The organism is Chitinilyticum litopenaei DSM 21440, from assembly GCF_000428145.1.
Lineage (GTDB): Bacteria > Pseudomonadota > Gammaproteobacteria > Burkholderiales > Chitinibacteraceae > Chitinilyticum > Chitinilyticum litopenaei.
This window is the reverse complement of the sequence record NZ_ATZJ01000001.1, coordinates 157,531-180,644: the sequence shown is the minus strand read 5'-3', so window position 1 is coordinate 180,644 and position 23,114 is coordinate 157,531. Positions and strand designations below refer to the sequence as shown.

Genomic DNA, 23,114 nt, shown 5'->3' with positions numbered 1-23,114 from the left:
TTCTCATCAATTCGGGTTGGCTAACCATCAAACCGCTGCAGCACCGGCTACGATTTCGGACAGTTCCTTCGTAATCGCAGCTTGACGGGTCTTGTTGTACAGCAGTTGCAGGTTGCCGATCACCTTGTCAGCGTTATCGGTTGCGGCCTTCATTGCCACCATCCGGGCTGCGTTCTCGGACGCCATGTTTTCCGCTACGGCCTGGTAAACCAAGGCTTCCAGATAGCGGTTCATCAGATCGTCAATGACGGTCTTGGCATCCGGCTCGTACAGGTATTCCCAGTTGTAGCCATGTTCCGGCTGGCCGAAGGACTCGCCCGACAGCGGCAGCAGCTGCTCGATCACCGGTTCCTGCTTCATCGTATTGATGAACTTGGTGTAGACGATATGCACTTCGTCCACTTCACCGGCGACATAAGCATCCACCATCACCTTGATCGGGCCGATCAGTTGCTCGAGGTGCGGGGTGTCACCCAGACCGATCACGCGCGAAATCACATTCGCACGGCTACGGTTCATGAAACCCAGACCCTTGCTACCGATCGCAGTCACCGCACAACCGATACCTTTCTGGTCGAGATCTTTCATGCGGTTCACGGCCAGACGCAGCATGTTGGTGTTCAAGCCACCACACAGGCCCTTGTCGGACGAAACCACAATGATACCGGCCTTCTTGACGGTATCGCGCTTCTGCAGGAAGGGGTGCACATAGTCGACCAGCGCCACGCTCAGGTGGGCAGCCACATTACGGATTTTTTCACCGTAAGGGCGGGCTGCCCGCATACGTTCCTGAGACTTGCGCATTTTCGACGTGGCAACCATTTCCATGGCGCGGGTGATCTTCTGCGTGTTTTTTACGCTTTTGATCTTGGTGCGAATTTCCTTACCGCTTGCCATGTTCTGATCCTCGTTTCAACGTCGATCAGTAGGCAGCGCTGGACTTGAAGCTTTCCACCGCCTTCATGATGGCAGCTTCATCTTCGCCAGACAGTTCGCCCTTCGCGTCAACACGGGCCAGCAGATCTGCATGGTTGGCCTTGAGGTTGGACAGGAAGGCAGCTTCAAAGGCCAGAGCCTTGTCGACCGGAACATCGTCGTAGGAACCCTTGTTGATCAGCAACAGGGTCACGCCGAGTTCGGAAACCTTCAGCGGGCTGTACTGGGCCTGCTTCATCAACTCGGTCACCAGCTTGCCGCGCTCGAGCTGCTTGCGGGTGGCTTCGTCCAGATCGGAAGCGAACTGCGCGAACGCAGCCAGTTCACGATACTGGGCCAGGGCCAGACGCACACCGCCACCGAGCTTCTTGATGATCTTGGTCTGGGCTGCACCGCCGACGCGCGATACCGAGATACCGGCGTTCATGGCCGGACGGATACCGGCGTTGAACAGATCGGTTTCCAGGAAGATCTGGCCGTCGGTAATCGAGATCACGTTGGTCGGAACGAAGGCCGAAACGTCACCAGCCTGGGTTTCGATGATCGGCAGGGCGGTCAGCGAGCCAGTCTTGCCCTTCACGGCGCCATTGGTCAGCTTCTCGACTTCCACGTCGTTGATGCGCGCAGCGCGTTCCAGCAGACGGGAGTGGAGATAGAATACATCGCCCGGGAATGCTTCACGGCCCGGCGGGCGGCGCAGCAACAGGGAGATCTGACGGTAAGCAACGGCTTGCTTGGACAGGTCATCGTAAACGATCAGGGCATCTTCACCGTTGTCACGGAAGAATTCGCCCATGGTGCAACCGGAGTAGGCAGCGATGTATTGCAGCGCAGCGGACTCGGAAGCGGAAGCAGCAACAACGATGGTATGACCCATGGCGCCATGCTCTTCCAGCTTGCGTACGACGTTGGCAATCGACGAAGCCTTCTGGCCGATCGCAACGTAGATACACGTAACACCAGTACCCTTCTGGTTGATGATCGCGTCCAGCGCAACGGCAGTCTTGCCGGTCTGACGGTCACCAATGATCAGCTCACGCTGGCCACGACCGATCGGCACCATGGTGTCGATGGACTTGATACCGGTTTGCAGCGGCTGGGATACGGATTGACGGGCAATTACACCCGGAGCGATCTTTTCGATCGGGCTGGTCTTGCTGGTACCCAGCGGACCCTTGCCGTCGATCGGCTGGCCCAGGGCGTTCACCACGCGGCCAACCAGTTCGCGACCAACCGGTACTTCCAGAATGCGGCCGGTACACTTCACAACGTCGCCTTCGACGATGTGCTTGTATTCACCCAGTACTACGGCACCGACGGAATCACGCTCGAGGTTGAGCGCCAGACCAAAGGTGTTGCCCGGGAATTCCAGCATTTCGCCCTGCATGACATCGGACAGGCCGTGTACGCGAACGATACCGTCGGTTACGGAGACTACGGTACCAGTGGTGCTGGACTGTGCGCCTTCCGACAGATTCTGGATCCGAGCTTTAATCAGTTCACTGATTTCGGACGGATTGAGTTGCATTAAAAATCTCCTAGCTCTTCAGGCTTGTCGCCAATTCTGCCAGCTTGCCGCTAACCGAGGCATCAATCACCAGATCGCCGACCGTCACCTTGACGCCGCCGATCAGTTCCGGATTGATACTCACGCGGGCAGTAACCGAGCGCTTGAGTTGTTGCTTCAGAACGGCAGTCAGCTCGGTGAGCTCGCTGTCGGACAGTGCAAAGGCGGTTTCAATGCTGGCTTCAACTTCGCCCGCATCGGCAGCCTTGTAGGTCTCAAACAGTTCGGTGATCGCCGGCAAAACGGCGAAACGACGGTTTTCCAGCAGTACGGCGAGGAAGTTGTTCACTTCCGCAGTCGCCGCACTACCCAGAATCTCCGTCAGCAGGGTTTGTGCCTGAGTAGCGGAATACTTGGGATTGGCCACCACGTCCAGCATCTGCTCGTTCTGCGCAATGAGCGCGAGCGAGCCGAGCACGTCGGACCACTGGGTCAACGTGCCGTTTGACTTCGCCAGACGAAAGACAGCCTCGGCATAGGGTCTTGCGACGGTGATGAGTTCTGCCATGACTGTCTTACAGTTCCGCTTTGATAGATGCCAACAATTGGCTGTGCTTGTTTGCGTCGACTTCGCTACGCAGAATCTTTTCCGCACCTGCCAGAGCCAGTTCGGCGACCTGCTGACGCAGCGTCTCCTTGGCCTGATGCACCTGCTGGTCAACTTCGGCCTGGGCGCCGGCCAGAAGGCGTTCGCCTTCGGACTTGGCGGCAACCTTGGCTTCTTCAACCAGCTGGGCAGCACGTTTTTCTGCTTGGGCGATGATCTCGGCAGCTTGCTGCTTGGCTTCGCGCAGCTTGTCGGCCGATGCCTTTTCGGCATTGGCCAGATCCTGCTTGGCGCGATCGGCAGCAGCCAGACCGTCAGCGATGCGCTTGGCGCGCTCTTCCATCATCTGGGTCAGCGGAGGCCAGACAAATTTCATCGTGAACCAGATCAGGATCCCGAAAGTGATCATCTGACCCAGCAAGGACAAATTGATATTCACGCTGAAAATCCTCCTTTAAAGGCTGATCGGATGATTAGTTGGCAGCGGCAGCTACAACAGCGTTCAGGAACGGGTTGTTGAAGGTGTACAGCATGGCAACACCAACACCGATCATGGAGATCGCGTCCAGCAGACCGGCGATAATGAACAGCTTGGTTTGCAGAACCGGGATCATTTCCGGCTGGCGAGCGGAGGACTCGAGGAACTTGCCACCGAGGATTGCAAAGCCCAGAGCGGTACCGATGGCGGCCAGACCGATGATGATCGCGGCAGCGATAACGGTAAAGCTTTGTACGGAAGCGATTTCAGCAACAGCCATTTAAAAATCTCCTAAAGAGGATAGTTGAGGTTGAAGTAAAACGAGGTTGGGATTACACGTGCCCGGCTGGCCAGGCCAGCCAGGCTCGATTCTTTACAGAATTCTTTGCGGCTTAGTGGTCTTCGACCGCCAGGCTCAGGTACACGATGGTCAGCATCATGAACACGAAGGCCTGCAGCGTGACGACCAGAATGTGGAAGATGGCCCACGGCGCACCCAGCACCCACTGGATCCAGAACGGCAGCAGGGCGATCAGGATGAAGATCAGTTCGCCGGCATACATGTTGCCGAACAGACGCAGCGCCAGCGAAATCGGCTTGGCAGCCAGTTCGATCAGCTGGAAGGCGAAGTTGACCGGAGCCAGAATGATCTTCATGAAGCCGTCGGCATGGAAAGGCGCGGTGAAGAGCTCCTTGATCCAGCCAAACAGGCCCTTGGCCTTGATCGAGAAACCGATGATGAACAGCACCACGGTCAGCGACATGCCGAAGGTCTGGTTGGCGTCCGCAGTCGGGACAACGCGCAGATAGACATGGTGCGGATCATGACCCAGCGCGGCGCCGATGTGCTGGGCAATCAGCGGCAGCAGGTCAACCGGCAAGAAGTCCATGGAGTTCATCAGGAACACCCAGACAAAGATGGTCAGCGACAGCGGGCCGATGACCTTGCTCTTGGCGTGAAAGGCATCCTTGATCTGGTTGTCGACCATTTCGACGATCAGCTCGACGAAATTCTGCAGCTTGCCCGGCACACCGGAGGTGGCCTTGCGTGCGGCATAGCCGAAAACAGCGAGGAAAACAAAACCGAGAATCAGGGCAACCCAGAAGGTATCCAGGTGAAAACCCGATTGTGCACCAGCATGAGTCAAGTGGTGCTGGATATACTCGGTAGCGGTAGGTCCGTTCGAAGAAGCTGCCATTTTTATTTCTTACCGTCTAATTTAAACAAAAGCCCGAACCAGTAGGCGCTGGCAGCTGCCAGGTATCCTGCGAACACCCAGAGCGCGGCAACCTGCCGGAAAAAAACAAACAGTGCAGCAAAAGCAAGTAGCGTCATGCCGAGCTTTGCCATTTCTGCTGCAAAATGCATTCTTAATAGTGCGGCTGGCGGTGCGAATTGCACCCGGAAGGCGATCCGGGCATAGAGCAGGCTGCCCGCCAGCGCGATGGCCCCGCCGACGAAACCGGACATGGCCGCATGTTTGCCGATCAGCAGCAGACCGAGGGTCAGCGCCGCGGTAATCCATGCTTGCAGACGGATAACCCCGTAAACCTGCGCTTTCTTGACCATGTGCCACCACCAGCAAAACCCGGCGATTATACGGAGCTCGCTTGAGTTACGTCAATTTTGCACATTGACGGAACACGCTTTTTTTACTTGCCAGCAGCATTGCACCAGTTTGGCGCAGCGTTTCGGATGTTACAGAAAATTACATGAAAGAATAAGGTAAAACCCTGATGAAAATCCGTCAGAATTTGGCGATCAGGGCATCCAGCTGATCAAGGCTGCCGTATTCGATGGTCAGACGGCCCGAGCCCTTGCGGCCGGGCGCCAGCGTGACCTTGGCGCCGATTTTTTCCGACAGCATCTCGCACAGACGCGCGACATCGGGGTCGGGCTTCTTCTGCGGTTTATCCCGTGGCGCGTCGAGCAGGCGCTTGACCAGCGCTTCGGTTTCGCGCACCGACAATCCCTTGAGCACCACCGTTCTGGCGGCCTCGACTTGCGCCAGCGTATCCAGCGGCAGCAAGGCGCGGGCATGCCCCATATCGAGCTGCCCCTGCATCAGCAGGTCGCGCACCGGCTCGGACAATTGCAAGAGGCGCAAGAGATTGCTGACCGCACTGCGCGACTTGCCCACCGCATCGGCCGCACTTTCGTGCGTCATGCCGAATTCGTCGATCAGGCGCTGAATGCCGCTGGCTTCTTCCAGCGCATTGAGGTTTTCGCGCTGGATGTTTTCGATCAGCGCCATCGCCAATGCCGCTTCATCGGGGATTTCGCGCACCAGTGCGGCGATTTCATCCAGACCGGCCAGTTGCGCCGCGCGCCAGCGACGTTCACCGGCGATGATCTCGAAGCGCTCGTCACCGAGCGGGCGCACCAGCACCGGCTGCATCAGACCCTGGGCGCGGATCGAGTCGGCCAGCTCCTGCAGCGCTGCGGGATCGAACTGACTGCGCGGCTGATACTTGCCCGGCACGAAGGCGCTGACAGGCAGTGTCTGCAGTGTTTCTGCCGGCGCACTGTCACCCATCAGCGCATCAAGCCCGCGCCCGAGTCCCTTGAATTTCTTGCTGACCATCTGATCTTAAACCGCTTGTGCCGAATGCTGCGGATTATGCCTTGCCAGCAGCTCTTCGGCCAATTGCAGGTAGGCTTGCGCGCCCTTGGACGACTTGTCGTAAGCCAGAATCGGCCGGCCGTAACTGGGGGCCTCCGCCAGACGGATATTGCGCGGAATCACCGTGTGATAAAGCTTGCTGGTGAAGTGCTTGACCAGCTGGTCGGACACCTGCTGCGACAGCGTCGAGCGCGGGTCGAACATGGTGCGCAGCAAGCCCTCGATTTCAATCTTGCGATTCAGATTCTGCTTGATGCGCTTGAGCGTCCCGACCAGATCGGACAAGCCTTCCAGCGCGTAGTACTCGCACTGCATCGGGATCATCACCGAATCGGCGGCGACCAGCGCGTTCAGCGTCAGCAGGTTCAAGGCTGGCGGGCAATCCAGAATCACGAAATCATACTGCCCGGCCACCTGCTCCAGCGCAGCCTTGAGGCGTGACTCGCGCGCATCGGCATCGACCAGTTCGACCTCGGCGCCAGCCAGCTCGCGATTGGTCGGCAGCACATCGAAGCCGCCGGTTTCGGATTTCAGCACCGTAGCGGCGACATCCGACTCCCCGATCAGCAGCGTGTACACCGTGTTCTTGAGCCTGGCCTTGTCGATGCCGCTGCCCATGGTGGCATTGCCCTGCGGGTCGAGGTCGACCAGCAGCACGCGCTTGTCCAGATGGGCAAGGCTGGCAGCCAGATTGACCGTGGTGGTGGTTTTGCCCACCCCGCCCTTCTGATTGGCAATCGCCAGAATTTTCATCGTTTGAACCTGTTTAATATTACTGTTGCTGCAGCTTGACCAGATGCCGCTCGGCATCCAGTCCGGGTACCGTGAGCGCATCCACCTGCAGGACGGTGACACCAGCCGGCAGATGGGCGATTTCCTCGTGCGGGTACACGCCCTTCAGCGCTGCCCACTGTCCGCCCGCGGCCAGCAGGTGGCTGGTCCACTGCACGAAATCCTTCAGCTCGGCAAAGGCGCGCGAAGTGATGCAGGCGAAGGGTGCTTCCGGATGATACTGCTCCACCCGGTCCGTCACCACCGTGACATTGTGCAGTTGCAGTTCCATGACGGCCTGGCGCAGGAAAGTGGTTTTCTTGTGATTGGAATCGAGCAGCGTCAATTGCCAGTCCGGCCGGGCAATCGCCCAGGGAATACCGGGGGTACCAAAGCCCGAGCCAACATCCAGAATGCGCGTGGACGTATACCCCATTACCATTAGCGGGGCCAGCGAATCGAGCAGATGGTGCGTCACCATGCGCTCGGGCTCGCGGATGGCCGTCAGGCTGTAGGTCTTGTTCCATTTGCCCAGCAGGGCAACGTAGTCGAGCAGCTTTTGCTGCTGGTTGGCGTCAAGCTCCAGCGACAGGGCGGACAGGCCGGCGGCCAGCTGTTGGGCAAGTGCAGTCATTGCGGATCACCATTCATTGTCAAACCGGCCTGAATACAGTGCCGTGTATAAAACTGCAAGCAAGGCAAATTCATGGCTGCATGAATATACGGCCTATTGATTTGCTTCAGGCTACCTGTTCGCCGAGCTGGCGCTTCTTGATGTGCACAACCAGCAGCGCAATCGCCGCCGGCGTGATGCCGGAAATGCGGCTGGCCTGCCCCAGCGTTTCCGGACGGTGTGCATTGAGCTTTTGCTGGACTTCCTTCGACAGCCCGACCACCTGGCCGTAATCAAAATCGTCGGGCAGGCGGAAATGCTCGACGTCGGCGCGCGCCGCAACCTCGCTCTGCTGGCGGTCGATATAGCCCTGGTATTTGACCTGGATCTCCACCTGCTCGGCGACGAGTTCATCGTTCACCAGCGCTTCGCCATCGCTGGGCTGCGCGCACGCCAGCGTCATCAGGCTGGCGTAGCTCACCTCGGGGCGGCGCAGCAGGTCCGCAAGGTTGTACTCGCGCTCGATCGCGCGACCCAGCACGCGCTCGGCATCCGCGGCGTCCAGAATGCGCGGGTTCACCCACGTGGTTTTCAGCCTTTGCAGTTCGGCTTCCACCGCGTCGCGCTTGCGGCAGAACATCTCCCACTGCGCATCGCCGACGAGGCCCAGCCTGCGGCCGTGCTCGGTGAGGCGCAGGTCGGCGTTGTCCTCGCGCAACTGCAGGCGGAATTCGGCGCGGCTGGTGAACATGCGGTAGGGCTCGGTCACGCCCAGCGTGGTCAGGTCGTCGACCAGCACGCCCAGATAGGCCTCGTCGCGACCCGGGGTCCACGGCGCCTCGTCGCGCGCGTACAGCGCCGCGTTCATGCCGGCGAACAAGCCTTGCGCGGCCGCTTCCTCGTAACCGGTGGTGCCGTTGATCTGGCCGGCAAAAAACAGCCCCTTGATCGCCTTGGTTTCGAAGCTGGCTTTCAGTGCGCGCGGGTCGAAGTAATCGTATTCGATCGCATAGCCGGGGCGCAGGATGCGTGCGTTTTCCAGCCCGGCCATCGAGCGCAGCGCGGCATACTGGATATCGAAGGGCAGGCTGGTCGAAAAACCGCCCGGATAGTATTCGTGCGTATCCAGGCCCTCGGGTTCGAGGAAGACCTGGTGGCTGTCCTTGTCGGCAAAGCGGTTGATCTTGTCCTCGACCGACGGGCAGTAGCGCGGGCCGACGCCCTCGATCTTGCCGGTGAACATCGGGCTGCGGTCAAAGCCGCTGCGCAGGATGTCGTGCGTTTGCGTGTTGGTGTGCGCGATCCAGCACGGCAGCTGGCGCGGGTGCATGCTGCGGTTACCACGAGCGGAAAACACCGGCTCGGGCGTGTCGCCGGGCTGGCATTCGAGCACGGCGAAATTGATCGTTCTGCCGTCGATGCGCGGCGGCGTGCCGGTTTTCAGGCGCCCTACCGGCAGCTGCAGTTCGCGCAGGCGTTGCGACAGCGTGATCGACGCCGGGTCGCCGGCGCGTCCGCCGACGTGGTTTTCCAGGCCGACGTGGATCTTGCCGCCCAGGAAGGTGCCGGCGGTCAGCACCACGGCGCTGGCCTCGAAGCGGATGCCGATCTGCGTAACGGCGCCGGTAACGCGCTCGCCGTCGAGCAGCAGGTCGCTGACTTCCTGCTGGAAAATGTCGAGGTTTTCCTGGTTCTCCAGCATGTGGCGGATCGCCGCCTTGTAGCGCACGCGGTCGGCCTGCGCGCGCGTGGCGCGCACCGCCGGGCCCTTGCTGGCGTTCAGCGTCTTGAACTGGATGCCGCTCATGTCGGTGGCCAGCGCCATCGCACCGCCGAGCGCGTCAACCTCGCGCACCAGATGGCCCTTGCCGATGCCGCCGATGGACGGGTTGCAGCTCATCTGCCCCAGCGTTTCGATATTGTGCGTCAGCAAGAGCGTCTTGCGCCCCATGCGCGCGGCCGCCAGCGCGGCTTCGGTGCCGGCGTGGCCGCCGCCGACCACAATGACGTCATAGCGGGTGGGATAGTGCATAAAGAAGGCGCTCGATGATCAGCAAAGGGCAAATATTCTACGCGAAAACAGGCACTTGCGCCACGCCACTGACCAGCAAGGCCGGGCTGTCCGGCAAGCGGCACACGGAAAAGCCAATGGGCTGCACGCTTGCGCGGTCAGCCCGTTGCCATCGAAATACTGTCCAACCCATTAACCTACAGCCCAACAAGCGCAAAGGCTTCAGGGATATACCCTATCAAACACCAAATGTGGCAGCCGCTTCCAGCGCCGCACCGACAATCCCGGCCTCGTTCTTCAGCTCGGCTGCGACCAGCTCGAAGCGCAGGCCCTGCATTTCCGGAATGAATTTGTCGGCCTTCTTGCTGATGCCGCCGCCAATGATGACGAGGTCGGGCGAAAAGAGCAGCTGCAGGTGTTGCAGATAGGCGTTCAGGCGCGGGTTGTAGTCCTTCCACTTCAGGTCGAGGTCTTCCTTGACCTTGGCCGAACAGTATTTCTCGGCGATGGTGTCCTGCGGGAAGATCAGGTGGCCGAATTCGGTATTGCTGATCAGCTTGCCATCGACGATCAGTGCGCTGCCGATGCCGGTGCCCAGCGTGATGACGATGATCTTGCCCTTCTTGCCGTGCGCGGCGCCAAAGGTGACTTCGGCCAGGCCGGCGGCGTCGGCGTCATTGAGCAGCTTGAGTTTCAGGCCGGTGGCGGCGGCGAGGATGGCTTCGGCCTCGGCATTGATCCAGCTCTGATCGACATTCGCCGCCGACAGCGTCATGCCATTGTGGACGATGGCCGGAAAGGTGCAGCCGATGGGGCCCTGCCACTGGAAATGATCGACCAGCTGCTTGACCACCCTGCCTACGGCTTCCGGCGTGGCCGGCTGCGGCGTATCGATGCGGTGACGCTCGGCCAGCAGTTCGCCGGTATCCACATTGACCGGTGCTCCCTTGATGCCGGTGCCGCCAATATCGATACCCAATACCGCACGCACTGTCTTGCTGGGCTGCTGCTCGCTCATTTTCTACTGTCTCCGCCGGGTCAGATGGTGTTTGGGGTGGAAGTTTGCCAAGCGACAGGGCAAAGTCAAGAGAGGTGAAACCCGCACACAAGGCCTGTGCAGTGTGCCGGCTGCAAGCTGTACCGGCACTGCGCAGCATCAAACGCTTGCAAGCTCGTGAATGGCAAAGCCGCCCGGCAAAACCCGAATCAAGCCGAGAGCACGCAGGAGCAAAGCTCGGTATTCCTCAGGGCTTGCATGCCTGCCGGGAAGGCTTTCTTTTCTAGAATCAGATGCATTCTGTGATCCAGACGACCGAGGTCTGCAGCAAGGGCCGGATCAGCGCGGCTTGTCCTGCTGCTGCTTCAGCTCGCGCCAGCGCTGCTTGTCCGCCTCGCTGCGCTTGCGGATGTCTTCGATGTCCTGCTGCTGCTTGGCGATATTGCGGTCGATATCGGCCATTTCCTTGCGGGTCAGCTCGATTTCGGCCTTCAGATCATCCGGCACGGGCCGTTTGCGCTTTTCCAGCGTCTCGACCTGGCCCTGCAGTTTCTTCAGGCGCTCGGCCACCGTCTGCTTGCGCAACTGGTTGCTGGTGATGCCGGCCTGCACCGATTCGATCTGCAGGTCACGGCGCGCATCGAGTTCTTCCGGTTTGGAATAGGTCTGCAAGAGCGCGCGGTCGCGGCGCTCCTGCTCGATCTGCCGGCGCTTTTCCTCGGCCAGCTGCGCCTGCTCTTCCTTGCTGAGCGTGCGCGTTTCGGACGGTGTCTTGCGCACGCGCCCGCTGCTGTCCATTTCGGCTGCCGTCTGGCCCGTGACGGGGGGCTTGTCGCTGTACTGCACCTGGCCCTTTTCATCGACCCAGCGATAGAGTTTGGCGTGTGCAATCGACGCAACAGAAATCAGGATCAGTACGCTAAGCAGCCGGGTCATGCGGTGCAACTCCGTAGTTTCAGGGCTGGCTGATGCCATATTGCTCGCGGTAAGCCGCGACTTTGGCCAGATTGTCAGCCATGCCGTTCTTGTCAGCAAGATAGCCCAGCAAATCATTCAGTGTAGCAATCGGAATCACCGGAATGCCGAATTGCTGCTCGACCTCCTGCACGGCGCTCAAGCTGCCCTGGCCGCGCTCCATGCGATCCAGCGCGATCAGCACGCCGGCCGGTTCGGCGCCGGCATTGCGGATCAGGTTTACCGACTCGCGCACGCTGGTGCCGGCCGAAATCACGTCGTCGATGATCAGCACGCGCCCCTTCAGCGGTGCGCCGACCAGCACGCCGCCCTCGCCGTGATCCTTGGCTTCCTTGCGGTTGTACACGAAAGGCACATTGGTGCCGGCCTCGGCCAGCTTCACCGCGGTCGCGGCCGCCAGCACGATGCCCTTGTAGGCCGGCCCGAACAGCACGTCGAATTTCACCTTCGAAGCCAGCGCGGCCTGCGCGTAAAAGCGCGCCAGTTCGCCCACCGAAGCCCCGTCGCTGAACAGGCCGGCATTGAAGAAGTACGGGGAAGTACGGCCTGCTTTGGTGATAAACTCGCCAAAACACAGCACGTTCTGGGCAACGGCAAATTCGATAAAGTCGCGGCGGAAGTCGGACATCGTCAACAAATCCTGTACACAAATGGAAAGCAAGTTTTACAGGATAGCATTTCTGCAAAAGGGGTAGGACGTGCGCGCCATCAGTGCGAATCTGAACGGTATTCGTTCCGCGGCAAACAAGGGCTTTTTCGACTGGCTGGCCACCACCGGTGCCGACGTGGTTGCGCTGCAGGAACTGAAGGCGCAGGAAGCTGACCTGTCCGAACTGATGCGCGCGCCGCACGGCTACACCGGCTTTTTCCACTATGCCGAAAAGAAGGGCTATAGCGGCGTCGGCATTTACAGCAAGCGCGCGCCCGACGAGGTCATCATCGGCCTGGGCGTCGAGGAATTCGATCTGGAAGGACGCTATATCGAGCTGCGCTTTGGCAAGCTCAGCGTCATTTCGGTTTATCTGCCTTCGGGCTCCAGCTCGGATGAACGCCAGCAGGCCAAGTTCCGCTTTCTCGACGTGTTCGAGCCGCATCTGCTGGCGCTTGAGCAATCCGGGCGCGACATCCTCCTGATGGGCGACTGGAATATCGCGCACAGGGAAATCGACCTGAAGAACTGGAAGGGCAATCTGAAAAACTCGGGCTTTCTGCCCGAGGAACGCGCGTGGATCGGCAAGGTGTTCGGCGAACTCGGCTTTGTCGACACCTGGCGCACGCTCTACCCGGACGCGCCCGGCTACACCTGGTGGAGCAACCGCGGCCAGGCTTATGCCAAGGACGTGGGCTGGCGCATCGATTACCAGATCGCCACGCCGGCGCTCGCCGCCACCGCGACTTCGGCCAGCATCTACAAGGACGTGAAGTTCTCCGACCACGCGCCGCTGATCACCGATTACGACTACCCCTTCTAACACCCCCGCCTGTCGAGCCGCGCCGTGCCCACTTCCTGGCTGTCCACCTCCCTTGCCGTGCTGAAAAGCCGGCGCATGCTCACCATCCTGCTGCTCGGCTTCGCGTCCGGCCTGCCGCTGGCGCTCACCGGCCAGGCCATGCAGTCGTGGCTGACCGCCGACGGCGTCGACATCAAGACCATCGGCCTGCTTGCGCTGGTCGGCCTGCCCTACACCTACAAATTCCTGTGGGCGCCGCTGATGGACCGCTTCGAGCCGCCGCTGCTGGGGCGGCGCAAGGGCTGGCTGTTGATCACGCAAGTCGCGCTTGCCGCACTCTTGCTGTTCATGGCCGGCGTCACGCCGGCGGGGCACATCGGGCTCTTTGCGCTGTGCGCGGTCGGCGTGGCGTTTTTCTCGGCCTCGCAGGATGTGGTCGTCGACGCCTACAAGGTCGATGTCAGCAATGACGACGACCGCGGCCTGATCGCCGCGCTGGGCGTCACCGGCTATCGCATCGCCATGCTCACCTCGGGCGGGCTGGCCTTCCTGCTCGCCGAAGTGATCGGCTGGGGGCCGACCTGCGCCTGGCTCGGCGCGCTGATGGCGGCCATTGCCGTGCTCACCCAACTGCTCGCGCCGCGCCTGCCCTATCTGCCCGATCACCACAGCGGCGAGTTCCTGCGCTTTGCCCTGTCGCTGCTGCTGATTCTGGGCGCCGCCGCCGCCGCGCTGTGGCTGGTGGTGCCGCGTCTGGGCCAGGGCTGGGGCGTGCTCGCGGCCTTGAGCGCGGCGATTGCGACAACCTGGCTGGTCGCCGCGCAGCTGTTCGCGCACTGGCGCGCGCTCGCCGGTTTCATCGCCATGCTCGCCGGCGCCTGGCTGGGCTACGTCATCGCGCAGCAGGGCCTGCTGCTGCTGGGGCTGCTTGCCGGCTGGCCCGATTTCACGCCGGACAGCAAGAACAACTGGATCGGCCTGCTGTTCGTGCTGCTGGAGCTGGCACTCGCCGTGCCGTTTGCGATGAAGGCGGCGAAACTGGCGCGCTTCGAGCTGCTGCTCACGCCGATGCAGCAGTATTTCCGCCGCGAATACGCCTGGGCCTTTCTGCTGCTGATCATCCTCTACAAGCTCTGCGACGCCTTTGCCGGTGTGCTGTCGGTGACCTTCCTGCAAAAGGGCATCGGCTTCAGCATGGCCGAGATCGGCGTCGTCAACAAAGTGGTCGGCATGGTCGCCACCATCGTCGGCGGCATTTTCGGCGGCCTGCTGATGCTGCGCTGGCGGCTCTACAAATCGCTGCTGGTGTTCGGCATCCTGCAGATCGTTTCCAACCTCGGCTTCTGGCTGCTCGCCATCCACGGCCAGGACGCGCTGGGCAGCCTGCAGCTGCCGCTGTCGCCCGAGGCGCTGCGCGTGTTCATGAACGGCAAGTCGCTGACCGCCTGGGACGGCGGCGTCGACATCCTGCTCGCACTGGCGATGACCATCGACAATTTCGCCGGCGGCATGGGCACCGCCGCGCTGGTCGCGCTCTTGATGGCGCTGTGCCGCCGCGAAGCCAGCGCGACGCACTATGCCTTGCTGTCCGCGCTCGCCGCGGTCGGGCGCATCTACGTCGGCCCAAGTTCAGGCTACCTGGTCGCCGAAATCGGCTGGCAGCATTTCTTCGAGGTGTCGATGCTGATGGGCCTGCCCGGCATGCTGCTGCTGTGGCGGATGAAAGCGCAGGTCGGCAAGCTCGACCACCCAAATACCTGATGATGTACTTGCCTGCAGCCGTTTCTGGCAAATGACTGCAGTCCCATACCCAAGGACAAGCATGAAAGCACGCGAAGTCGCCCCCGAAGAAATCCTCGCCGTCATCGAAAACCAGATCCGCGACAGCGAACCGCCCATCACCCGCCAGACGCTCAACCGCCTGCTGCTGGGCCAGATCCCGCGCGAGGAAGCCGTCGAGCTGATGGCCGTCGTGCTGGTCGACGAAATCGAGGCGATGATGAGCGAGGATCGCGGCTTTGATCTGGAACGCTACACGGCGCTGCTCAAGGCCTTGCCAACGCTTCCGGATGACTGAAGCGTGTCAAGAAGGTGTCACAATGCTGCGGTATTGTGCCGCCATCCCTTGTGGATGACTCACGCAAGGCTGAGTCCGAGATGCCTTGCACCAATACCGAAACCCCGGCTCATGGCCGGGGTTTTTCCGTTGGGTATCTGCCTGCAGCCTTTTATGAAAAATGGCTATGGCCATATACCCTTTGTGCGATTACAGCACGCGATACACCTGCCCGGTCTGCGCGCCTTCCACGCTCTTGCTGTAGGCCAGCGCCACGCGGGCGGCGGGGACGGATTCGAAGCCGCGGAAATAGGGGCCGTAGCCTTCCAGCGATTCGGTCAGCACGGTCGGGCTGACGACATTGATGCGCAGGCCGCGCGGCAGCTCGATGGCCGCGCTGCGCGCGAAGCCTTCCAGCGCGGCGTTGACCATGCTGGCGCTGCTGCCATAGGTGATCGGATCGTCGCTGAGCACGCCGCTGATCAGCGTGAAGCTGCCGCCGTCGCGCAGCACCTTCTGGCCGGCGAGCACCACATTCACCTGGCCCATCAGCTTGTCGTTCAAGCCGATCGCGTACTGCTCGGGAGTGAATTCGGCGAGCGGGCCGAAATGCAGGTTGCCTGCGGCGATGGCGACAGCGTCGACGGGGCCGACGCGGGCAAACAGCGCCTCGACGCTGGCCAGGTCGGTGAGGTCGACGTGTTCGTCGCCGCTGTTGCCCCCGGCGCTGATGACGCGGTGACGCTGGCCGAGTTCGGTGGCGACTGCCTTGCCAATGGTGCCGTTGGCGCCGATGAGAAGAATGTCCATGCTGTGCTCCTTGTGTTTGCTTTGTTGACGTTCACAGCTTAAACCGGCACGCTGGGCCGATAAATCCGGCAACTTTCACTTCTTTGTCAAACCAATGGAAACAATGACACCCGGCCAGCAGGCCCAAGAGCTGCAATGGGCGATGGCCTTCGCCAGCGTGGCCGAGCAGCGCAGCTTCACGCGCGCGGCCGAGCAGCTGGGCGTGTCCAAGGCCTTGCTCAGCAAGCAGGTGCGCCAGCTCGAGCTGCGGCTCGCCACGCAGCTGCTGTACCGCACGACGCGCCGGCTCGACCTCACCGAGGCGGGCAAGCTCTATCTGCAGCACTGCCGGGACTGGCTGGCGCGCGTCGATGCGGCGCGCCAGGCGCTGGCCGCCATGCGCGAGGAGATCGGCGGCAAGCTGCGCATCACCGCGCCGAACAGCTTTGGCGGCGTGTTCATGGCCGAGGCGCTGCTGGCGTTTCGCGAACGGTTTCCGGGAATCGAGGTAGAGCTCGACCTTGGCGCGACGCTGCGCGACCTGGAGGCCGAGGGCTTCGATCTGGCGATCCGCGCCAACCTGCCGCCGCCCGAGCACCTGATCAGCCGGCCGCTGGCGGAAATGCACGACTGGCTGGTCGCCAGCCCGGGCTTTCTGGCCGGCCATCCGCCCGTCACCAGCCCGGAACAGCTGGCGAGGCTGCCGTGCATCGCCAACAGCCGCTTCGCCCAGTCCACACGCTGGCTATTGAATCGCGACGGCCTGCTGAGCAGCATCGACGTGCAATCGCCGATCAGCAGCAACGACTATTACCTGATCCGCAATCTGGCGCTGCACGGCGGCGGCATCGCACGGCTGCCGGCCTACCTGGCCAGCGCCGACGTCGCCGCCGGCCGGCTGATCCGCCTGCTGCCCGATTGCCGGCTGCAGGGCATGCAGCTCTACCTGCTCTACCCGCAGCGCCAGCCGCAACCGGCCAAGCTGCTGGCGCTTGTCGATTTCCTGCGTGACTGGTTCGCGGCGCCCGAACAGGCGGCGATGCTGGGTTGAGTCTGCATCAGGGCAACGGCAGGGCTTCTTGATCCGCCCTTTTGAAGAGTGAGCTTTCCCCTGCGGCTTAACACATCAGCTTGCCTGATCAGGCTGCTGTCTCAGCAAAGCCTGTGCTCGTAGAACACATGGCTGCCGATCACGCCGCTGCGCTGCAGCTGGCGTGACGCCGCCCAGACCGGGCGCACTGATCGGGCGTGATAGAGCAGGTTTTCGCCGGCTGGTGCGCCATCGGCGATGTAGCGGTCGACGATTTCCTCGACGCGTTCCAGCGCCTCGGGTTCGCGGGCGCGCGCGGTGGCCAGGCTGCGCGCCGTGCCGCGAATGTGCGTCCATGAAAACTGCCTGGGCTGGTAGATCACCTCGCTGACCGTGTCGGGGAAGCAGGCCGATTCGACCCGCGCCATCGTCACTGCCAGCACCGCGCGGATGGCGATTTCCGGATCGCCGCGTGCCTCGTTGTAGGCATTGAGCACCAGCAGGTCGCGCTCGCGCGGTGTCAGCACGATGGCCGGACTGCTGGCCGCCGGGATGGCGGGAGCAGGGGTGCTGGCCAGCGGGGGCGCGGCGGAAGCCACGACAGGATGTGCTGCAGCCTGCAGACGGCTCGTACACGCCTGCAGCAGGGCCAGCAGCAGTATGGAAAGGCCAAAGAGTGCGATGCGATAGTTCATCCTGGCTGCCACAGCGTTGGCGTGGCTGACCAAGAACAGGGGCCATCCTCGCTGAATGCTGCGGATTGATTGTCGAAAAGCCGCGATTATCAGCAATCGTGCGTGCAATGACTGTGTACTATTGCCAATCACGCTTGCCGTTCGTCATGCCGACAAGCTGCGTTTCGGCTCGCCCAAAAACAATACCCCCGATGTACGGGGGTATTGTTATCAGGGGTATAACGGTAAAGCCAATGTTATTATTAGGCTGTAGGGCAATACCCTTCCAAAATCAATGCAAGGCACCGGCCAGCTGTTCGGCCTGGCTGCCAGCAATCAGATGGAAGACATTGCTGCCCTGCGACACCACGGCTTCCACGCCCTGTGACTTGAGCGCGGCCTCGTTCAGGCCGGCGCCGTCAGCGAGAGCCACACGCACACGGGTGCCCGCCACCACTTCGGCATTGAGGATGTTGGCCTTGCCACCCAGCGCGGCGATCAGCGCCAGCTTGTCCACGCCGGCTGCGGCACTCGCCGGTGCGGCTGGCGCACTGCCGCCAGACTTCAGGTATTCCTGCATGTCGGTTTTCAGGTTTTCCGACTGGGTACCGAAAATCGCCTGGGCATTGTTGCCGACAATCATCACGCCGGCAGCACCGAGTGCCTTCAGGCGCGGCTGGTCAACCTTGGCAATGTCGCCCACGCTGATGCGCAGACGGGTGATGCAGGCATCCAGGCTCTTGATGTTGGCGGCGCCGCCAAACGCGGTGACCAGATCGCGCGCCTTGCCCATCTTGTCGCTGCCGGAACTCACGGCAACGGCGGCGCCTTCGTCGTCCTCGCGGCCCGGAGTTTTCAGGTTGAGCTTGACGATGGCGAAGCGGAACACGCTGTAATAGATCGCCGCATAGATCGGGCCGAGGATCAGCACATAGGCCCAGTGCTTGGCGTTGCTGCCAAAGGCGTTGAACAGCAGGAAGTCGATGCCGCCCTGCGAGAAGGTGAAACCCATGTGCATGTCGAGCGTGTTGGCGACGAACTGCGTGGACGCGGCCAGCACGGCATGGATGACATACAGCACCGGTGCCACGAACAGGAAGGCGAACTCGATCGGCTCGGTAATGCCGGTCAGGAACGAGGTCAGCGCGGCCGACACCATCATGCCGCCGACCTTCACGCGGTTTTCCGGCTTGGCCGAATGCCAGATGGCGATCGCGGCGGCCGGCAGGCCGAACATCTTGAACAGGAAGGCGCCCGACAGGATGCCCGCGGTGGCATCACCGGCAAAGAAGCGGTTGATGTCACCCTTGACCACTTCGCCTGCGGCATTGGTGAAGCTGCCCATTTCAAAGAAAAACGGCACGTTCCAGATGTGGTGCAGACCGAAGGGAATCAGCATCCGCTCGACGAAACCGTAAACGGTCGCCGCCGTGCGCGGGTCGGAAACGGCAGCCCAGTGCGAGAAGCTGTTGATTGCGTTCTGCACCGGCGGCCAGATGAAGGACAGGATGATGCCGACAAAAATCGCGGCAATGCCGGTCACGATCGGCACGAAGCGCTTGCCGGCAAAGAAGCCCAGATACGGCGGCAGCTCGATGCGGTAGTACTTGTTGAACAGCGTCGCCGCCACGGCGCCGATGATGATGCCGCCGAACACGCCGGTTTCCATCGACTTCATGCCCATGACGGTGGCGGGCTCAACACCCAGCGCCGCGGCCATCACGCCCATCGTTGCTACCATCACCACAAAACCGACGGTGGCCGCGATGCCGGCGACACCGTCGTTTTCGGTCAGGCCCAGCGCCACACCGATGGCGAAGATCAGCGGCAGGTGACCGAAAATCGCCCCGCCACCCTGCGCCATGATCTGCGAGACCACGGCCGGAATGAAGGAAAAGTTGGATGCGCCAATACCCAGCAAGAGGCCGGCAACCGGCAACACTGCTACCGGGAGCATCAGCGCCTTGCCGATCTTCTGCAGAACTGCAAATGCATGCTTGAACATGATGACTGACTCCTGTTCGCCTGGCACCGGGGCTGCTTTGGCACCCTGGCTCAGGACGGGATCCTCGAAATTTTGCCTGGTCGATTCTCCGCTCATCACCATCGCTGACAATTCGGACATCACCGCAAGGTAATGACCTTACGACTTGATCCAGATCAAACCCATGATTTCTGAGCACGCCGGCCTGAATTGCATCTTCCGCTTGTCATCCTAGCTTGCTTCCCAGTAAGTTTCCCAACAAAAAAGCCCGTCGATGACGGGCTTTTCTGCACATGCGCAAACCGGCTTCAGTCAAGAAACTGCGACAGACGCTGACGCACAGCGCTGGCCGTGCCCAGTTGCAGCACTTCGCCGGCCAGTTTTTCGCACTCGGACTTCGACAATTTGCGCACCAGCGCCTTGATCGACGGAATGGTCGGCACCGAAACCGACAGCTCATCGACCCCCATGCCCAGCAGCAATGGTACGGCCAGCGGATCGGAAGCGATGCCGCCGCACACGCCAACCCACTTGCCATGCGCATGCGCACCCTTGACGGTCATGTTGATCAGGTTCAGTACACCCGGATGCATGGCATCGGCCTGCTTGGCCAGTTTTGGATGGCCACGGTCCATCGCCAGCGTGTACTGGGTCAGATCATTGGTGCCGATCGAGAAGAAATCGACCTCGCGGGCAAACTGTTCGGCCATCACGGCGGTTGCCGGTACCTCGACCATGATGCCGACCTGCACTTCGCTACTGATGCCCAGCGCGAGCTTTTCGGCTGCCACGACGCGCTTCACTTCACGCACTTCTTCCAGACTGGTGATCATCGGGAACATGATCGCCAGCTTCACGTCGCCGGCGGCGCGCAGGATGGCGCGCACCTGCGTGTGCAGGATTTCCGGCTCTTCCAGGCACAGGCGCACGCCGCGCACGCCGAGGAAGGGGTTTTCTTCCACCGGCATGGGCAGATAGGGCAGCGGCTTGTCGCCACCGACATCGAGCGTGCGCACCACCAGCGTGCGCTCGCTGCCCAGTGCGCGGGCAATATCGCCATAGATGCGGGTTTGCTCATCTTCGCTGGGCGCATCGGTGCGTTCCAGATAGAGGAATTCGCTGCGCAGGAGCCCCACACCCTCGCCACCCAGCTTTACCGATTCCTGAGCGTCGTCCAGGCCACCGATATTGGCGACCACTTCGACATGATGACCGTCGCTGGTTACAGCCGGCTGGAAGGCGGCGGCCATTTCCTCGGCACGCTTGCTGGCCAGCCTGGCCTGGCGCTCGACGATGTCGGCGATCTCGGCATCACTCGGGTTCTTGCGCAAGGTGCCCTTGCTGCCGTCCAGAATGACCGGGGTGCCATTGGCCAGCCCCAGCACATTTTCATCGATGCCGCAGATGGCCGGAATGCCCAGCGAGCGCGCCAGAATGGCCACATGGCTGGTCGCACCGCCACCGGTGGTGCAGAAACCCAGTACCCTGGTGCGGTCCATGCTGGCGGTATCCGAAGGAGTAAGCTCTTCGGCGATCAGGATGGCATTGTTGGGCACCTGCAATTCGGCTTCCTTGGTACCGGTAATCAGGCGCAGCACACGGCGGCCGACATCGCGCAAATCGTTGGCACGCCCGGCGAGCACTTCGTTTTTCAGCTTCGACAGCAGCTCGGCATGGCGGGTGAAGGCCTCGCGCCAGGCGTAACCGGCACTCTTGCCATTGCTGATCGCGGCAATCGCGATATCAAGCAGATCCGGATCCTGCAGCAGCTCCTGGTGAGCAGCAAAGATTTCGGCCTTCGAGGCATCGGAAATCTCGCTCTTGAGTGCTTCGAGCTGGGAATGCGCCTCCTTCAGCGCATCATCCAGGCGGCGACGCTCAAGCTGCTGGTTGTCCGCGTGTTCTTCAACCTGGATTTCCTCCAGCTTGATCTGGAATACCTGGCCCACCGCCAGACCCGGCGAAGCGGAAACACCAGTCAGGACATCGGGATTTTCCGACTTGGGTTGCGGCTTGGCCGGCTTGATCGTATCGAGCGGCGCGGGCTTGTGCTTGGCGTCGGTAACGACACCGACGTCCTCGCCGCAACCGGAGCGCAGCAGCTCGACCAGGGCATTGACGGCATCCTGGGCATCAGGGCCGGTTGCGCGCACGCGGATTTCATCGCCGTTCTTCACTTCCAGACCCATGATGGCAACGACCGACTTGGCATTGGCTTCCTCGCCCTGGCGCACCAGCTTGACGTCGGACTTGTGGGTTTTGGCGGCATTGGACAACACGGCAGCCGGGCGGGCGTGCAGACCGGTCGGGTTGGGAATGCGCACCGGGTCGGACCATGCTTCACCACCCGCGCTGGCAAGGCTGACATTTTCCACGCCCTCGGCCAGTTGCACGGTCAGCGCTACCGTCTTGCCGGCGGTGACCAGACCGGTCGCCGGCATGTACTTGGCGACCAGCTCGCCATTGGTGATGACGATCTGCGTCAAAAGGCTGCGCGCCTTGGTGGCAACCGGGTCCATATCGAATTCGATCAGCGCCTGGCCGGCGTCGACGATATCGCCTTCCTTCACCCTGGCATGAAAACCCTGGCCCTTGAGCATCACGGTATCAAGGCCGATGTGCATCAGCACTTCCAGCCCGTTGGCCGCCGTGATGGTGATGGCGTGCTTCGAGGAATGCAGCTGGGTGACCTTGCCGGTCAGCGGTGCACAGAGCACGCTGGATGTCGGATCGATGGAAATGCCGTCACCGACCATTTTCTGGGCAAAGACCGGATCGGGAACCATCTCGATCGGGAACATGACCCCGGACAAGGGGGCGAGCAGCTCAAGTTGGGAAGAAGGACTGGCCATGGACAACCTCATCATTGCGTGATCTGGATTTTCTGGAGAATCGACTTGTGTATCCGGTTTCCATGTACGCGGCCGCTTGCCGTCGTCATGGATTTTCTGCCTACCAGTGTAGTGCCGGGCGTACTTACTACACAGTAATTTTTTCTGGCCGGATTGGGTACTTGTTTACGGAAAATCACCCATTCCGGCATAAAGCAAAAATCGCTCAAGGGTTTGGCAGCGGGATGGTCGCAAGGTTTTGCAACATTTCCCGGCCATCAGCAAAAAGGGGTGGCTTGACGCCACCCCTTTTCAATATCGGAATCCCGGGAATTATTTCTCGCCACACCCTCCGGCGATGGCGGCCGCAACCGCTTTCATTGCCGCGTCTTCATCGCTGCCGCTGGCCTTGACCTGAATCTGGTCACCCTTAGACACATCAAGACCCATTACACCGACCACCGATTTGGCATTGGCTTCAACACCCTTGAATACCAGCTTGATGTCAGACTGGTATTGCTTGGCCACATTGACAAGATTGGCGGCCGGGCGGGCATGCAAACCGGTTGCATTGACAATCGTAACCGGGGAAGAAAGTGCTGTCATTGTGCTGGCCTCGAAACGGTAATCGGAATGAAATCTTGCGGCAACCAAGCGGATTTGGTCAATTGCGGCATGCATGGTGCTACAAGCCACAGGCATCGTCACTCAGGCCTTTTCCCAAGTGACCGGGCTGCCTGCAAACCATTTTGCCCATGCACTGGCTGTGCTTTCTTGCGA

General features: G+C 61.2%; 23 protein-coding genes. 4 read left to right on the top strand and 19 right to left on the bottom strand.

Translation table 11 applies throughout. From position 1 onward, the window contains the following. Positions 1-27: 27 nt before the first annotated feature. The 14 genes from atpG to pyrE form a co-directional block, all read right to left on the bottom strand. A complete protein-coding gene (gene atpG, locus C515_RS0100880) occupies positions 28-897 on the bottom strand; it encodes a F0F1 ATP synthase subunit gamma (protein WP_028453981.1) in 870 nt (289 codons plus the stop codon). Between the two features lie 25 nt (positions 898-922). Beyond that, entirely contained in the window at positions 923-2,464 is a 1,542-nt protein-coding gene (atpA, locus tag C515_RS0100875; protein ID WP_028453980.1) for a F0F1 ATP synthase subunit alpha, read from the bottom strand. 10 nt (positions 2,465-2,474) lie between these two features. After that, positions 2,475-3,011, bottom strand: a complete 537-nt coding sequence (locus tag C515_RS0100870; protein ID WP_028453979.1) for a F0F1 ATP synthase subunit delta — start codon at positions 3,009-3,011, stop codon at positions 2,475-2,477. 7 nt (positions 3,012-3,018) lie between these two features. After that, on the bottom strand, positions 3,019-3,489 hold the full coding sequence (locus C515_RS0100865) for a F0F1 ATP synthase subunit B (RefSeq protein WP_028453978.1): 471 nt from the start codon (positions 3,487-3,489) through the stop codon (positions 3,019-3,021). Between the two features lie 34 nt (positions 3,490-3,523). Then, positions 3,524-3,808: a F0F1 ATP synthase subunit C gene (gene atpE / locus C515_RS0100860; protein WP_028453977.1), complete on the bottom strand. Its 285-nt coding sequence runs from the start codon at positions 3,806-3,808 to the stop codon at positions 3,524-3,526. A gap of 112 nt (positions 3,809-3,920) precedes the next feature. Then, the gene (gene atpB, locus C515_RS0100855; protein ID WP_028453976.1) at positions 3,921-4,727 is read right to left on the bottom strand and encodes a F0F1 ATP synthase subunit A; all 807 of its coding nucleotides are present in this window, start codon (positions 4,725-4,727) and stop codon (positions 3,921-3,923) included. A gap of 2 nt (positions 4,728-4,729) precedes the next feature. Then, a complete protein-coding gene (locus C515_RS0100850) occupies positions 4,730-5,098 on the bottom strand; it encodes an ATP synthase subunit I (protein WP_028453975.1) in 369 nt (122 codons plus the stop codon). A gap of 178 nt (positions 5,099-5,276) precedes the next feature. After that, the gene (locus C515_RS0100845; RefSeq protein ID WP_028453974.1) at positions 5,277-6,113 is read right to left on the bottom strand and encodes a ParB/RepB/Spo0J family partition protein; all 837 of its coding nucleotides are present in this window, start codon (positions 6,111-6,113) and stop codon (positions 5,277-5,279) included. A 6-nt stretch (positions 6,114-6,119) separates the two neighbouring features. Next, positions 6,120-6,905 carry a ParA family protein gene (locus tag C515_RS0100840; RefSeq protein WP_043647597.1) on the bottom strand — a complete coding sequence of 262 codons (786 nt, stop codon included), beginning with the start codon at positions 6,903-6,905 and terminating at the stop codon, positions 6,120-6,122. Between the two features lie 19 nt (positions 6,906-6,924). Continuing rightward, positions 6,925-7,557: a 16S rRNA (guanine(527)-N(7))-methyltransferase RsmG gene (rsmG, locus tag C515_RS0100835; protein WP_028453972.1), complete on the bottom strand. Its 633-nt coding sequence runs from the start codon at positions 7,555-7,557 to the stop codon at positions 6,925-6,927. 106 nt (positions 7,558-7,663) lie between these two features. Further along, complete coding sequence (gene mnmG, locus C515_RS0100830; protein ID WP_028453971.1) at positions 7,664-9,568, bottom strand: tRNA uridine-5-carboxymethylaminomethyl(34) synthesis enzyme MnmG; 1,905 nt, start codon at positions 9,566-9,568, stop codon at positions 7,664-7,666. A gap of 217 nt (positions 9,569-9,785) precedes the next feature. Further along, a complete protein-coding gene (ppgK, locus tag C515_RS0100825; RefSeq protein WP_051304486.1) occupies positions 9,786-10,565 on the bottom strand; it encodes a polyphosphate--glucose phosphotransferase in 780 nt (259 codons plus the stop codon). 318 nt (positions 10,566-10,883) lie between these two features. Then, positions 10,884-11,480: a DUF4124 domain-containing protein gene (locus tag C515_RS22095; RefSeq protein WP_051304485.1), complete on the bottom strand. Its 597-nt coding sequence runs from the start codon at positions 11,478-11,480 to the stop codon at positions 10,884-10,886. Between the two features lie 19 nt (positions 11,481-11,499). Then, positions 11,500-12,147, bottom strand: a complete 648-nt coding sequence (pyrE, locus tag C515_RS0100815) for an orotate phosphoribosyltransferase (RefSeq protein WP_028453969.1) — start codon at positions 12,145-12,147, stop codon at positions 11,500-11,502. Between the two features lie 70 nt (positions 12,148-12,217). On the opposite strand from pyrE, the gene C515_RS0100810 reads away from it, so the two are divergent. The 3 genes from C515_RS0100810 (at position 12,218) to C515_RS0100800 (ending at position 15,047) form a co-directional block, all read left to right on the top strand. Further along, complete coding sequence (locus C515_RS0100810) at positions 12,218-12,991, top strand: exodeoxyribonuclease III (protein WP_028453968.1); 774 nt, start codon at positions 12,218-12,220, stop codon at positions 12,989-12,991. A gap of 24 nt (positions 12,992-13,015) precedes the next feature. Then, entirely contained in the window at positions 13,016-14,731 is a 1,716-nt protein-coding gene (locus C515_RS0100805) for an AmpG family muropeptide MFS transporter (RefSeq protein WP_028453967.1), read from the top strand. Positions 14,732-14,792: 61 nt separating this feature from the next. Next, positions 14,793-15,047: a hypothetical protein gene (locus tag C515_RS0100800; protein WP_028453966.1), complete on the top strand. Its 255-nt coding sequence runs from the start codon at positions 14,793-14,795 to the stop codon at positions 15,045-15,047. A 189-nt stretch (positions 15,048-15,236) separates the two neighbouring features. Here the strand turns inward: C515_RS0100800 and C515_RS0100795 are convergent, their stop codons facing one another. Further along, a complete protein-coding gene (locus C515_RS0100795) occupies positions 15,237-15,836 on the bottom strand; it encodes a short chain dehydrogenase (protein ID WP_028453965.1) in 600 nt (199 codons plus the stop codon). A 103-nt stretch (positions 15,837-15,939) separates the two neighbouring features. On the opposite strand from C515_RS0100795, the gene C515_RS0100790 reads away from it, so the two are divergent. Beyond that, on the top strand, positions 15,940-16,866 hold the full coding sequence (locus tag C515_RS0100790) for a LysR family transcriptional regulator (RefSeq protein WP_211233951.1): 927 nt from the start codon (positions 15,940-15,942) through the stop codon (positions 16,864-16,866). A gap of 101 nt (positions 16,867-16,967) precedes the next feature. Here the strand turns inward: C515_RS0100790 and C515_RS18900 are convergent, their stop codons facing one another. The 4 genes from C515_RS18900 to C515_RS0100770 all read right to left on the bottom strand — a co-directional run bounded on the left by C515_RS18900 (position 16,968) and on the right by C515_RS0100770 (position 23,015). Beyond that, positions 16,968-17,540: a cell wall hydrolase gene (locus C515_RS18900; protein ID WP_043647595.1), complete on the bottom strand. Its 573-nt coding sequence runs from the start codon at positions 17,538-17,540 to the stop codon at positions 16,968-16,970. A gap of 271 nt (positions 17,541-17,811) precedes the next feature. Continuing rightward, a complete protein-coding gene (ptsG, locus tag C515_RS0100780; protein ID WP_028453963.1) occupies positions 17,812-19,524 on the bottom strand; it encodes a PTS glucose transporter subunit IIBC in 1,713 nt (570 codons plus the stop codon). Between the two features lie 287 nt (positions 19,525-19,811). Next, positions 19,812-22,355 (bottom strand): phosphoenolpyruvate--protein phosphotransferase, encoded by a 2,544-nt coding sequence (ptsP, locus tag C515_RS0100775; protein WP_028453962.1) that lies wholly within the window; start codon positions 22,353-22,355, stop codon positions 19,812-19,814. A 312-nt stretch (positions 22,356-22,667) separates the two neighbouring features. Continuing rightward, complete coding sequence (locus C515_RS0100770; protein WP_158380756.1) at positions 22,668-23,015, bottom strand: HPr family phosphocarrier protein; 348 nt, start codon at positions 23,013-23,015, stop codon at positions 22,668-22,670. Between the last annotated feature and the right edge of the window lie 99 nt (positions 23,016-23,114).